The sequence below is a fragment of the Spirosoma fluviale genome (genome assembly GCF_900230225.1).
GTDB classification, from domain to species: Bacteria; Bacteroidota; Bacteroidia; order Cytophagales; family Spirosomataceae; genus Spirosoma; species Spirosoma fluviale.
On record NZ_OCNH01000003.1, the window covers coordinates 72,399 to 85,065 of the forward strand.

Sequence of the window (12,667 nt, forward strand, 5' to 3'; positions counted from 1 at the left end):
TGCCGGGACAGGATTTTTATTTTTAACTTTAGAAAATTGATTTGCCTTTCTCTACGGTTCGTCTGGTCTCTTGAGCCCGGTTGCACCGATCAATAAATTCGATCTTTTTTATTTTTAGACTAGCGCTTCGGTGGGTTATTGGTAAGTCCTTAACACTGACGACTTAACAAATCCTTAATGTATTGGGTGGAATTGCACCTTTCAACGATTCGTAAAAATCGCCGAACCTTACCGGTTGCTTTTCCGTCTATTTCGAAAGAACTTTAATGCTTCGTCCTGGGAACAGATTTAGGTTAAGCAATATTTCTGCCAATTAAGTTACCTGGCAAATTCAGTACCTTTGGAGAGCTTGAAAACAGGCCGTCTGAGACTTTAATTTTATCATTTTTTCATACATTAACACTAACCCAAACGCTCATGTTTGTAGTCAAACGCGATGGACGCCGGGAGTCGGTTAAATTCGACAAAATCACGGCCCGGATCGAAAAACTGTGCTATGGTCTCGATCCCGCTTATGTACAACCGGTAGAGGTGGCTGTGAAAGTCGTTAGTGGTCTTTACGATGGCGTTAAAACCACCGAACTCGACAATCTGGCTGCCGAAACAGCCGCGTCGATGACCACCAAACACCCGGACTATGCTATTCTGGCGGCTCGGATCGCCATTTCGAACCTGCATAAGGAAACGAACAAGTCGTTCTCCGGCACCATCAAGAAACTGTATCAGTACGAAGACCCGAAAACCGGCGAAAATGCATCCCTGATCTCTAAAGAGGTGTATGACGTGGTTCGCCAGCATGCCGCCCTGCTGGATTCGACCATCATTTACGATCGGGATTATGGCTACGATTACTTTGGCTACAAAACACTTGAAAAATCGTACCTGCTGAAACTCGACGGCCGCATTGCCGAACGGCCACAGCACATGCTGATGCGGGTAGCGGTTGGGATTCACCAGGAAGATATCGACTCGGCCATCGAGACGTACAACCTGCTTTCTGAGAAGTGGTTTACTCACGCCACACCCACGCTGTTCAACGCCGGTACGCCGAAACCACAAATGTCGAGCTGCTTCCTGCTGACGATGAAGGATGACTCCATCGATGGTATTTATGACACGCTGAAACAAACCGCCAAAATCTCCCAATCGGCGGGTGGTATTGGCTTGAGCATTCATAATGTTCGGGCTACGGGTACCTACATTAAAGGCACCAACGGAACCTCCAACGGGATTGTACCCATGCTGCGCGTGTTTAATGACACTGCCCGCTACGTCGATCAGGGCGGTGGCAAGCGCAAAGGCTCGTTCGCGATTTATCTGGAGCCCTGGCACGCCGATATTTTCGACTTCCTGGACTTGAAAAAGAACTCGGGTAAAGAAGAAGGCCGCGCCCGCGACCTGTTCTACGCCCTCTGGACGCCCGATCTGTTCATGAAACGCGTAGAAGATGACGACGTCTGGTCGTTGTTCTGCCCGCACGAGTGCCCTGGCATGGCTGATTGCTACGGCGATGAGTTCGAAGAACTGTACACGCGTTACGAGCGCGAAGGTCGTGCGCGGAAAACGATCAAGGCGCAGGAATTGTGGTTCAAAATTCTGGAATCGCAAACCGAAACCGGCACGCCGTACATGCTGTACAAAGATGCCGCCAACAAAAAATCGAACCAGAAAAACCTGGGCACCATCAAGTCGAGTAACCTCTGTACCGAAATCATTGAGTACACGGCCCCCGACGAAATTGCCGTTTGTAATCTGGCGTCCATTGCCCTGCCGAAGTTCATCACACGCGGTACGGATGGCATTATGCGCTTCGATCACCAGAAGTTGTATGAAGTGACCAAAACGGCCACCCGCAACCTCAACAAAATCATCGACATTAATTATTACCCGGTTGAAGAAGCCCGTCGGAGCAACATGCGCCACCGGCCAATTGGTATCGGGGTGCAGGGGCTAGCCGATGCGTTCATTATGCTGCGGATGCCGTTTGAGTCGGATGAAGCGCGTCGCCTGAACGAAGATATCTTCGAAACGATCTATTTTGGTGCCATGACTTCGTCGATGGAGCAGGCCAAAGAATCCGGTCCGTATGAAACCTGGAAAGGTTCGCCCATCTCGCAGGGTATCTTCCAGTTCGATATGTGGGGGGTGAAGCCGAAGTCGAATCGCTGGGATTGGGAAAGCCTGCGCAAAGACGTCGTTGAACACGGTGTTCGTAACTCGCTGCTACTGGCACCGATGCCAACGGCCTCGACCTCGCAGATTCTGGGCAACAACGAATGTTTTGAGCCGTACACGAGCAACATCTACACCCGCCGGGTACTGTCGGGCGAGTTTGTGGTGGTGAACAAGCATCTGCTCAAAGACCTCGTGAAACTGGGCCTTTGGAACGATGCCATGAAGAACAACTTGATTTTGGCCAACGGCTCGATCCAGGCGATTCCGAACATTCCGCAGAACATCAAAGACCTCTACAAAACGGTTTGGGAGATCAAGCAGAAGCACATCATCGACATGGCTGCCGACCGCGGTGCCTACATTTGCCAGTCGCAGTCGCTGAACATTCACATTCAGGACTCGAACTTCGGGAAGCTGACATCCATGCACTTCTACGCCTGGAAAGCGGGTCTGAAAACGGGTATGTACTACCTGCGTACGAAAGCCGCTTCCGACGCCGTGAAGTTCACCGTCGTTCAGCCACAGGCCGAGCCCCAACTGGAGCCCGTCATGGCCGAATCTGTAACGACCGTCGAGCGTCCGTTAGATTACGTACAATACGCCAAAGACCACGCGCAGAACGCGACGCCACAACCCGTACCAATGGTAACGGACCTCGAACAGCAGTATGCCGCCATGACCTGCTCGCTGGATGATCCGGAAGGTTGTGAAATGTGCGGAAGCTAGTGGTTTCCAGATTTAAGATTCAAATTTTACGCTCCCGGCTGTGGTAACAGGGCCGGGAGTTGTGTTTTACTGGCGTTTACGGAAGTATGTCAGTGTGGGCCTTATCCTGCTTTTCGCGGATATAAGTAAAACCAAGCTACGGCCACTCAGCCGACCGGGACGGTCGGTGTACAGTTAAGACCAGAATAAAATACGGGCTATCATTACTTCGCAATTGTTGTCACCATGCCATCCGCCGATAATTTGCGGATGCAGTCATTTCCTCCGTCGATGATATAGATGTTCTGCTTACTGTCCATGGCGATGTCGCAGCCCAGCGGGAAATTGAATAAGGCCGTCAGCGCTTTTCCATCTTTGTAGCCTTCTTGTGCCCGGCCACCCATGTTTACGTTATTCGGCTGAATGATGCTGTTCCCCGCTATAGTCGCCACCTTGTTCTCAGCAATTTTAATGATCCGGTGCAAGCGTCCGTCGGCGAAAATCACATCGCCCTTACTGTTGATGAGAATATCCTGCGGGGCCATCAATTCAGCCTTGCTGACATCGCCCTGTACATAAACGGGGTGAAATTCACGCTTTCCGCACAGTCCGGCGAGTGTCGTTACCGTTCCGTTAACAGCCAGCTTTTTGATGCACCGCCCCGCGCCATCACTCAAATAGAGATTTCCCGCAGGATCTATACCCATACCGGCAATCCATTTGGTTTTCAGGGTTGTACTTTCCCGCGTGTTTACCAGGGTGGTCACCATGCCATTAGCGTCTATTTTTCGAATCAGGTAAAAGTCGCCGAGGTTGTCTTTGTTGGTGTTATCACGCTCGGCTACGTAGATGTTGCCTGCCTGATCAATCTCAATGAATTCGATGCTCCTGAACTGAGCCGTTTGTAACGGACCGTCTTTGACCCGGCTAACAAACGGCACACCGGCAAAGAGCGTCACCTTACCATCGAGGGTTAGTTTCCAGATCAGGCCTTCATCGGCCATATAAATGTTATCCTGGGCGTCAATCGCCATGGCGTTACAACGGGGGTAAGGTGCCCGCTTAATATCCTTCCGAATATCTTCGGTGATGTAAGACAATTTTCCATCGGGGGTCAGCTTCATCACACGCCCCTGATAGACATGCATAATCACGTTGTCTTTGCTGTCGATTACGATAGCGTTCGGCGACGAGGGAAGTTTAGGAATAGGCGATTGCGCCCGTGCCATCAATGATAGACCGGCGAAGAAAAACAAAATATAGCGCATTGTTTAGGTGGGGTTTATTAGTCGTCTATTGGCCGGGTTGACTCCTTTATAATCAGTTCGCCTTCCAGGTTGGCCTGTGTAGTGGTGTTGTTCTTTTTAATGCTCTCCAATAGAATTTTAGTTGCCAGTTGACCCATTTCCAGCAGGGGTTGCTTTATGTAAGTGATCGGTGTGTGGAACAGGTTGTAAGATTCGGCCTGGTCTATGCTCACGACGGCTACCTGTTCGGGAACACGCAGGTGTAGCCTATTTATTTGCTGTAAGCCGTAGAGGGCTAGTCTGTTGGAGGCAAACAGGATGGCGTCAACAGGTTTCGTTCCTGTCAGCAGTTCGTCAACCGCTTTGGTTATTTCGTTGCTGGATACATCGAGTTTTAACTCCTTCAGCCAGGTTTTTCGAAAAGGTATCTTGTTCCCTTTCAGGGCTTCCAGATAGCCGCGTTTACGCTCGTTAAGGTTGAATAACGATGTATCGAAGGTAACCATGCCGATACGCTGGTAGCCGGAGTCGATCAGGTGCTGCATGGCTTTATGAATCGCTCCGAAATTGTCCAGGGCCACATAATTAGTCTTCAGTTCCGGGAAGTACCGGTCAATCAGGACAAAGGGGATGCCCTGTTTCTGTAGTTCGGCGAGTTGGACTTCGGACCCTTCGGATGGAAAAATCAGCAGTCCATCGACCTGGCGGTTGAGCAACGTGGAGATTAGCTTTTGGGCCTTTCCCGGCTTTTCGTCTGAGCTGCCAAAAAGAACCGTGTAGTTGTGTTTATCTGCTTCGTCTTCGATAATTCGGGCCAGCGAGGAGGAGAAGGGGTTCGATATATCGGCTACGACCAGCCCAATGGTGTAGGTCTTGTTTGTCTTGAGACTTCTGGCAATCTGGTTGGGCCGATAGTTCAGTTCGTTGGCCACCTCCCTGATCTTTTTAGCCACCAGCTTATTGATTCGGTTTTCCTTTTGGTTATTAAGCACATACGAAACGAGGGCTGTTGAAACACCTACTGTTTGGGCAATGTCCTTCAATGATGTCTTTTTGGTCATAGGTGACAAACATAAGAAAAAGCCAATTAATAATTTAATCGTTTAAACAACAGGTTCGTTTAGTTGATCAATGTGAGGACCGGATAATCACGAAAAATCAATATAAATACGAGTTTATTTGTATTATTCTTATGTATTTAAGGGGAGATATAAAGAACTTTGGCCATTTTGGGCTCTCCACGTTTAAACGTTTAAACCAATCTAACAGCCCAGGGGTTTTATAGCTGATATACCTGTTGGATGAACAGGCTTAGTACGAGTAAGTTATATCATTGACCAATGAAAAAAGCAATGAAAACGACTCGGAAAAGTGAACAACTGAATCAGTCAACATAAGGTGAAATTGGTCTACCGATGAGAGAAGATAGCGTATAACGGCTTCTCAGGCGTAGAACCTAAACAAGCGAACGTAAATGGAACCCATATATAACAATACCGAAAAAACAAACGCAATGAGCTTTCGCGCGTCGTTGCAAAAATCCGTATTGACATTCATTACCCAACATGCGGATGTGTTTGAAGCGCTGACCCGTAACCAGACACCATTTGGTGGTTCATTCCTGGCTAATAACCGGTAATTCAGCAAAAAGAGTAAAGGCAAAAGGCGGCTTTTAATCCCGGCCAGTGTGGATCGTGGAAAGAAAACCTGCCCAACAAACATTAATGACTACAACCATGAATCGTTTTTCAGTTTTATATATGCTTAAAGGACAGTATCATCACATTGGGGTCTCTACCCATGCAGAAGCGATGTCCCTATTGCAAAACTTATCAACAAACACAAAGCGGGTACCTGTCGGTATCTACGATGACAAAACAGAACTCTTCGAATGGGAGCCCGGCCGCCAGCAGATTTACACGACAGGAAGCTTTGAAGAACAGGGTAAACTGGCCGATCAGATCATTACGATTGCTCAGTCACTACGCCGTCGGGATGCCAGCTGGCAACCAGCGGGTGTGTTCAGACGCCCTAGTTTCTTCGCCTAATAAGCAAAGGCTACACGGCCCATTACTGGCCATAATCACTGCTTTTCATGTTTGACTGGTTGGCCGGTCTTACCTGCCAACCAGGCATTAGTTACCGGCTTTGGTCCGGTACTGATCGGTCAATTGCCGTCTTTGGATAGAGATAGGATAGGGCTCTCATGCCTGCTCCACACGCGTGGAAAGTCTAGGTTAGCTTTCTGCCCATTCTTTCCGGCGGTGTTTCCGTGTCGCAATCTCCTGATTTGACTCAATAAACTTTAATCATCTAATCCGTATGTTCACAACCACTCAGGAAGTATCGACGGAGTCGCTCAGCTTCCCCAATCTCAAAGCTGCCCACAGCGTATTGGCTTATCCGGCATTTCTGGCCGGGTACCGAACCGTACACGAGGCCATAGAAGACAACTTTGTTAGTGCCTATGTGCGCGCTTTTCTAACAATAGTAGCTAAATCCAAAGTCCCTGTTTCTCCTAATCCGGAAGATGATATCAACTCGTCTATGGTCCATTTGGCCAATTCGGGCGAAAGTATTCCGCTGGATCAGTTGTGCCAGGATGGCGCGTCTAAACTATCGTCGTTGGTTATTCCTATTTTACTCGACCGGCTCGAACAGGGCAAGGACGTGTCGTCGTTGACGTTTCTGCTGGCGGCCTACGGGCATTACCTGCAAGCGGGTGTCGACGACAAAGGACAGGAATATACCGTCGTGGAACCCCAACTCAACCAGCGCGACTGGTCAATTTTGACCCAGGGCGATGCGTTGTCACTGCTGGATGTTTCGGCATTTGCTTCGGCTCAGTTGCGGTCTTTTCCACAGGTGGTGGCGCACTATAAGTCATACCGGCATCAACTGGCGTGCTACGGTCTGCTTTTTTCGCTGAAGCAAACGCTCTGTGCCTTTTGGGAAGAAGAACCCGAATCGCATAGATAGCCAATGAGCCTGGATCGTATCCACTGGTAAGATTATGATATTATTTTATTATATATAATACAACTATAGTAGTCAGGTGTTAATTTTGGGCTGTTGACAGATGCTGAACAGAACAACCTCCTTATTGCTATGGCTACCAGAAAGAAACAGTTGATCCGGGTCGTTTTCGATGTACTGGATGAGATGAAGCAAAATATTCGTTTGGATGAAGATCTGTCCGTTGCCGCTAATGATCCCGACGAAGCTATTGACTGGGTATTTACCGAGATGCAGCGTCAGTTAAATCGGTCCGATATTCGTCTGTCGCGGGTACGTATTTGTGCGTAACCTGCTCCCGTATGAATCGGCTCGAAAGAATTGCCAATTAGTAAGGTATAGAAGCGGTACGTAGCCGACCAACTCGGGAGCAGGGCCGGCAGTTTTCGCTGAGTTCAGTACGTTTTCAACTGTATCTTTGATGCGTATCACCCGTCATCGGTCGGGCCGCACATTGTTAACGGATTGTCTATGCGTTTCCTGTTCATTCTTCTGAGTTCATTGCTGACTACAGTTTCTATAGCTCAGACGCCTTTTGCCGGGCAACTGGCCAAACACCGCGAAACGTACAAAAAAGACTTGCTGGCGTCGGCAGGTGGCCCGATAAAGGCTGAGGAAGATCTGGCCTACGTGCAGTTTTATGCGCCCGACTCCTCCTATCGGGTGACGGCTGCGGCTGAGCGCATACCCAATGCCGAACCCTTCGAAATGCCGACGTATAACGGGAAAACAAGGCCGCACGTGGCCTATGCGTTGCTTTCTTTCGTACTGAATGGTAAAAAGCAGCAGTTGACACTCTACCGGAATCTGAACGTAATTCGGATGCCCGAATATCGCGATTATCTGTTCCTGCCGTTTAAAGATGCCACCTCGGGCAAAGAAACCTACGGGGGCGGTCGTTACATCGACCTGCGTACGGGCGACATTAAAGATGGCCGCGTAACCATAGATTTTAACAAAGCCTATAATCCGTACTGCGCTTTTCAGGAAGGGTATCCCTGCCCGATCCCACCCAAAAACAATACGTTATCCGTCTCCATCGAAGCAGGTGAAAAAGCGTACGGGAAAGCGCATTGACGCGTTGGTTCTCTAGAATCTATTCAGTGCTTCAAGTGATTTCTCCGTTAAGTTGCCGGTTGTCAAAGATTACACACTACGCCTGAAAGATGCCGCCAAACACGAATACGTCACCGACGAAGGGGACGGGGTGGTACTGGCTGATTACCTGTTCGGGAACAAGTTGTACAGCGTCTTCGAAACACAGGGTATTGTTCTGACGTCAACCTACGAACTGATCGGCGACAAGCTGATTTTTGAAGTTACATCGGGCAGGAAACAAGCCGAGCCAAGTCAGGGCGTTATAAATTATTCGGTGGATAATCTGCAGCGGGTCGTGTTCAAAAAGGGTAAGTAGATGCTCTTGGCTTACAGCTTCACATGCACGTCTTTTGCGTACCATTCGTGGGTTTTGGTTTTAAGCCTGAGATGTTCAGAGCCAAGACCGCACGCTCATCCTTTACGGCTCTCCCATTAAGATTTATTAATATCTCCTCCTCTACCAAACACCAGTCGTATGCCGGTGGTTGAAAACGTACAGGCTTCGCGGTTCGGCTGGTCGTCGGTTGTGGTTGAAAGCCTGGATTTACTCGTTTTCTTTTCATCAAGCATCATGGCAAAAACAGGAGCCGACCTGCTGGTCGAACGACTTTTGGAATGGGGTGTCGATACCATTTTTAGCCTCCCCGGCGATGGCATTAACGGCATCTATGAATCGCTGCGCAACCGGCAGGATAAGATCAAGCTCATTCAGGTGCGGCACGAGGAAGCAGCCGCTTTTATGGCTTGCGGCTATGCGAAATTTACGGGCAAGCTTGGCGTTTGTCTGGCTACATCGGGCTGTGGAGGTATTCACCTGCTCAACGGACTTTACGATGCCAAGTACGATTCGCAGCCCGTATTGGCCATTACGGGGCATACCGCCCACGACGTAAGCGGTACATTTTATCAGCAGGATGTCGATTTGGTGAAGGTGTTCGCCGATGTGGCCGCATACAACGAGCGGGTAATGGGGCCGGATCACGTCGTGAATGTGCTCGATCAGGCCATTCGTACGTCGCTGGGGCAGAATACGGTAACGCATATTTCGTTTCCAAAAGATTACCAGGAATGGACTGCCAATGACGATATCCGGTCGCAACCTAACATACCTAATCATAGTAGCGCGACTCGGGTGAGCCACAACGTTGTGCCTGATATTCACCAGCTGCACCGTGCCGCCGAGTTGATCAATGCCGGGGAGAAAGTGGTCATTTTTGCGGGTCGGGGTTGTCTGGATGCCCGCGACGAAGTGCTGGCCCTGTCCGATGCCGTTGGCGGACCAATTATCAAAGCCCTGCTGGGCAAAGGCGTTGTGCCCGATACGGACCCGCACACAACGGGTGGCCTGGGTTTGCTGGGGACCGCCCCATCGCAGGATGCCATGCAGGAGTGCGATACGCTCATTATGATTGGTACCCGTTTTCCGTATCTCGAATATTTTCCGAAACCGGGTCAGGCGCGCACCGTCCAAATTGACATCGATCCGTCCAATATCGGGCTGCGAACGCCGGTAGAGATCGGGTTAATGGGGAATAGTAAGGCTGTTTTGCAGGCTCTGCTGCCACTTATCAAGCGCAAGGACGACCAGAGCTTTCTGGAGAAATCACAGCAACGCATGACACACTGGAACGAGCTGCTCACCGAGCGGGCAACTCAGGACGTGATACCCATGAAGCCGCAGGTGGTTCCGCACCTCGTGAGTCCGCTACTCAACGACGACGCCATCATTACCTGCGACTGTGGCAACAATACAACCTGGGCTGCGCGGCATATTCAAATGCGGGGAACCATGCAGTTCTCGACCTCGGGTTTGTTGGCTACCATGGCTTCCGGACTGCCCTACGCCATTGCGGCTTCTGTCGCACATCCGGGAAAGCAGGTGGTGGCGCTGGTGGGCGATGGCGGCTTCACCATGCTGATGGGCGAGCTGGCAACGGCGGTCAAATACAAGCTGCCCATCAAGGTGTTTATCTTCCATAACAACTCCTACGGGCAGATAAAATGGGAGCAGATTGTCATGGAGGGTAACCCCGAATTTGCCGTCGATCTGCACTCCATCGACTTCGCGGCCTACGCCCGCGCCTGTGGTGCAACCGGCTTTACCATCGACGATCCGAAAAACGCCGAAGCAATTATTCGTCAGGCCATGGCGCACGAGGGGCCGGTTATTGTCGATGCCATTGTCGACGCAAATGAGCCGCCCATGCCCGGCAAAATCACGACCGATCAGGCTATCGAGTTCGCCAAAGCTCTCGTGCGCGGGGAGAAGGACCGCAGTGAGATCATAAAAAATGTGATTACCGATCAGTTCAACGAAGCCGTAGCTACCAAAGGCCGTAGCCTGCTAAATGTGATTCCCGGATTGGGTTAATTAACGGATACCGGGTTTACGCGCCCAGATCATGCTGTAATCCAGTTGGGTCGGAATGGTTGTCGGGGTTGGTTCCAGACCAGCCCCGGTAAACCAGGCCCGGTACTCGGCCCGGCTGTAGCACCGGCCTTTGGTTACCCAGAACAACTGCGCCGAATAGTCCGTGACCGCCAGCGGTCCATCCAGGGTATCGTTCAGAAACGCGTCATGGACCCAGAGTTCGCCACCGGGGCGCAGGGCGGTCGCAAAGCGGTTGGCCAGTAGCTGGCAGGTGGATGTTGGCCAGTCGTGAAAAAGGCTGGCCGCCAGTAGAATATCCGTTTGCGGCAGCTCATCCGTGAGCATATCGCCCGGCAGGAACGTAACCCGCTCCTTCACCTGTGCCGCCCCCGGCCGCCCGCTCTGGGCGAATTCGTCCAGCAGTTCGGCCGCTACCGCCAGTACGGCTGGCCGGTCGAAGAGGGTAGCGGTGGAGGTGGGGTTTGCCAACAACCATTCGTAGGTATAAAAGCCGGTGCCCCCGGCCACGTCGAGCAAGTGGCCTTCACGCTTCGATACATGTGCCGCAACAATAGGTGACAGATGCCGGGCGCGACCAGCCAGACCCAGCGTAAATTTTCGGGATAGCTCCGGGTCGTCCATGGGCGATGGCCCTTCTCCTTCTTTCACGAACGAAATACCTTCATCGATCTGGAGCGGACCGTCATTTTTGAGTCGGACTGCCATTTCGAGTGCTCCCGGATCATCTTTTTCCAGACCCGTGTAGCCCGTCAGGTTCGGTACGTGATCAACTGTCAGAAAACGGCCCAGTTCCGTGAGGGCAAGCCGTCCGGTTTCGTCCCATTGAAGCAGTCCCATGGCACAGAGGGCCGGAAACAGCGTTAAGGCTGGCCGTTCGTTTAACCCAAGCTGACGGCTCAGATCGGCGAGGGCGAGTGGACCTGCGCTGAGTGTTTCGAAGACGTTCAGGTAATGGACGGCGGCCAGTAATAAACGTGAGCCGAACATGGCTCGTAAATGGCGGGTAATGGGTGCGGGGTCGGGTTGAGGGGCGTTGAACATAGTTGGAACCGGCCTGGCTGAAAACGGCCAGGTGCCAAAGATACACGCTGGCCTCTGTTAATGTTTAGTCATTAGCCCCGGAAAAACCTTTGTTGGAGGCTGTTTTTGGGTCGTACTGAACCATTGAATTATAACGGCCTATCAATAACAGACGGCCAGCCAGCACCCGATCATTGATGTTGTGGGTTAGAATATACTGGCGTAGTTCCTGGTGGTAAGTCGTCATCAGGGGTTCGTAAATTTCAGCGTGGAACTTGTTCAGCGTTAATAATCGCCCCGCATCGAAAACGAAATACTCGAACTGGTCTGTATCTTGTGCGAGGGTAGGCTGGTCGGATGAGTTAGCCGGATGACTAAATAAACGTTTAAACGGCCCGTGGGGCTTTCTGAACCGCCGAACAACCGTTAATGGGCCATCCATGCAGACCTCAAAAAAGCACTGGCTGGTGCGCTCATTATCCAGCGGCTTTGTGAGTGAAACAAAATTTCGGCGTTTATGCTGCTCATGGTCGAACCAGCCAAATTCAGCAACCTGGTTGGCCGAAAACGTCCGCACTCGGCCATCCAACTCCCGAAGGGAAACCATCTCCGCCGACCAATTATAAGCTATATCACCTTCCAGAACCACCTTGTTCCAAAAGTGAATCTGTCCCGAGCGCCACAACGGATTTATTTGTTTGGCGTTGCCGATAACATAAAAAAGTACAAATAATAAGGCGAATGTAAATGTAGATGCCGGTTTCATGCTTGTCAATTTTCAGGTTGTATATTCGTAGTCGAAGTAGCGTGTCAGGTCCTGATAGAGCCAGTTGAGCCGTTGCTTCTACAACAACATACCACATAGTTAAATAACTTGTTTTCAGTGCCTAACTAGTCCTATTTCTAAAATTTTAACTATTGCCAGATAGAGTAGAACCGTCTGTAGAAATAAAATGAAGAGTTGTATTTTTCTTTTTTAAGATTAAACTCAGGACTAATTCAATATTTATTAAGT

Annotated in this window: 12 protein-coding genes; 8 read left to right on the top strand and 4 right to left on the bottom strand. The window is 50.4% G+C overall.

Going from position 1 to position 12,667, the window contains the following annotated elements; genetic code table 11:
- Positions 1–417 precede the first annotated feature (417 nt).
- Entirely contained in the window at positions 418–2,901 is a 2,484-nt protein-coding gene (locus CRO74_RS16590; RefSeq protein ID WP_097127190.1) for a ribonucleoside-diphosphate reductase subunit alpha, read from the top strand.
- A gap of 203 nt (positions 2,902–3,104) precedes the next feature.
- Here the strand turns inward: CRO74_RS16590 and CRO74_RS16595 are convergent, their stop codons facing one another.
- Positions 3,105–4,148, bottom strand: coding sequence for an NHL repeat-containing protein (locus CRO74_RS16595; RefSeq protein ID WP_097127191.1), 1,044 nt, complete (start codon positions 4,146–4,148; stop codon positions 3,105–3,107).
- 17 nt (positions 4,149–4,165) lie between these two features.
- Positions 4,166–5,188 carry a LacI family DNA-binding transcriptional regulator gene (locus CRO74_RS16600; RefSeq protein ID WP_097127192.1) on the bottom strand — a complete coding sequence of 341 codons (1,023 nt, stop codon included), beginning with the start codon at positions 5,186–5,188 and terminating at the stop codon, positions 4,166–4,168.
- Between the two features lie 452 nt (positions 5,189–5,640).
- On the opposite strand from CRO74_RS16600, the gene CRO74_RS32230 reads away from it, so the two are divergent.
- The 7 genes from CRO74_RS32230 (at position 5,641) to CRO74_RS16630 (ending at position 10,611) form a co-directional block, all read left to right on the top strand.
- The gene (locus tag CRO74_RS32230) at positions 5,641–5,766 is read left to right on the top strand and encodes a hypothetical protein (protein ID WP_262508229.1); all 126 of its coding nucleotides are present in this window, start codon (positions 5,641–5,643) and stop codon (positions 5,764–5,766) included.
- Between the two features lie 97 nt (positions 5,767–5,863).
- Positions 5,864–6,175, top strand: a complete 312-nt coding sequence (locus CRO74_RS16605) for a hypothetical protein (RefSeq protein WP_179830223.1) — start codon at positions 5,864–5,866, stop codon at positions 6,173–6,175.
- A gap of 274 nt (positions 6,176–6,449) precedes the next feature.
- The gene (locus CRO74_RS16610; RefSeq protein ID WP_097127194.1) at positions 6,450–7,106 is read left to right on the top strand and encodes a mannitol dehydrogenase family protein; all 657 of its coding nucleotides are present in this window, start codon (positions 6,450–6,452) and stop codon (positions 7,104–7,106) included.
- Positions 7,107–7,235: 129 nt separating this feature from the next.
- The gene (locus tag CRO74_RS16615) at positions 7,236–7,433 is read left to right on the top strand and encodes a hypothetical protein (RefSeq protein WP_097127195.1); all 198 of its coding nucleotides are present in this window, start codon (positions 7,236–7,238) and stop codon (positions 7,431–7,433) included.
- A 180-nt stretch (positions 7,434–7,613) separates the two neighbouring features.
- Positions 7,614–8,219 carry a DUF1684 domain-containing protein gene (locus tag CRO74_RS16620; RefSeq protein WP_097127196.1) on the top strand — a complete coding sequence of 202 codons (606 nt, stop codon included), beginning with the start codon at positions 7,614–7,616 and terminating at the stop codon, positions 8,217–8,219.
- A gap of 52 nt (positions 8,220–8,271) precedes the next feature.
- Positions 8,272–8,556: a hypothetical protein gene (locus tag CRO74_RS16625; protein WP_097127197.1), complete on the top strand. Its 285-nt coding sequence runs from the start codon at positions 8,272–8,274 to the stop codon at positions 8,554–8,556.
- A gap of 159 nt (positions 8,557–8,715) precedes the next feature.
- Positions 8,716–10,611 carry a thiamine pyrophosphate-dependent enzyme gene (locus tag CRO74_RS16630; RefSeq protein ID WP_245877883.1) on the top strand — a complete coding sequence of 632 codons (1,896 nt, stop codon included), beginning with the start codon at positions 8,716–8,718 and terminating at the stop codon, positions 10,609–10,611.
- On the opposite strand, the gene CRO74_RS16635 is transcribed toward CRO74_RS16630, so the two are convergent.
- Positions 10,612–11,673: a methyltransferase gene (locus CRO74_RS16635; protein WP_097127198.1), complete on the bottom strand. Its 1,062-nt coding sequence runs from the start codon at positions 11,671–11,673 to the stop codon at positions 10,612–10,614.
- Between the two features lie 64 nt (positions 11,674–11,737).
- Positions 11,738–12,418 carry a hypothetical protein gene (locus CRO74_RS16640; protein ID WP_097127199.1) on the bottom strand — a complete coding sequence of 227 codons (681 nt, stop codon included), beginning with the start codon at positions 12,416–12,418 and terminating at the stop codon, positions 11,738–11,740.
- Between the last annotated feature and the right edge of the window lie 249 nt (positions 12,419–12,667).

Bases quoted from the DNA above. Each gene is read 5' to 3' on its own strand.
- CRO74_RS16600 (WP_097127192.1), bottom strand. From the start codon at position 5,188: ATGACCAAAAAGACATCATTGAAGGACATTGCCCAAACAGTAGGTGTT.
- CRO74_RS16620 (WP_097127196.1), top strand. From the start codon at position 7,614: ATGCGTTTCCTGTTCATTCTTCTGAGTTCATTGCTGACTACAGTTTCT.
- CRO74_RS16595 (WP_097127191.1), bottom strand. From the start codon at position 4,148: ATGCGCTATATTTTGTTTTTCTTCGCCGGTCTATCATTGATGGCACGG.
- CRO74_RS16605 (WP_179830223.1), top strand. From the start codon at position 5,864: ATGAATCGTTTTTCAGTTTTATATATGCTTAAAGGACAGTATCATCAC.
- CRO74_RS16640 (WP_097127199.1), bottom strand. From the start codon at position 12,418: ATGAAACCGGCATCTACATTTACATTCGCCTTATTATTTGTACTTTTT.
- CRO74_RS16615 (WP_097127195.1), top strand. From the start codon at position 7,236: ATGGCTACCAGAAAGAAACAGTTGATCCGGGTCGTTTTCGATGTACTG.
- CRO74_RS16630 (WP_245877883.1), top strand. From the start codon at position 8,716: ATGCCGGTGGTTGAAAACGTACAGGCTTCGCGGTTCGGCTGGTCGTCG.
- CRO74_RS16635 (WP_097127198.1), bottom strand. From the start codon at position 11,673: ATGTTCAACGCCCCTCAACCCGACCCCGCACCCATTACCCGCCATTTA.
- CRO74_RS32230 (WP_262508229.1), top strand. From the start codon at position 5,641: ATGAGCTTTCGCGCGTCGTTGCAAAAATCCGTATTGACATTCATTACC.
- CRO74_RS16610 (WP_097127194.1), top strand. From the start codon at position 6,450: ATGTTCACAACCACTCAGGAAGTATCGACGGAGTCGCTCAGCTTCCCC.
- CRO74_RS16590 (WP_097127190.1), top strand. From the start codon at position 418: ATGTTTGTAGTCAAACGCGATGGACGCCGGGAGTCGGTTAAATTCGAC.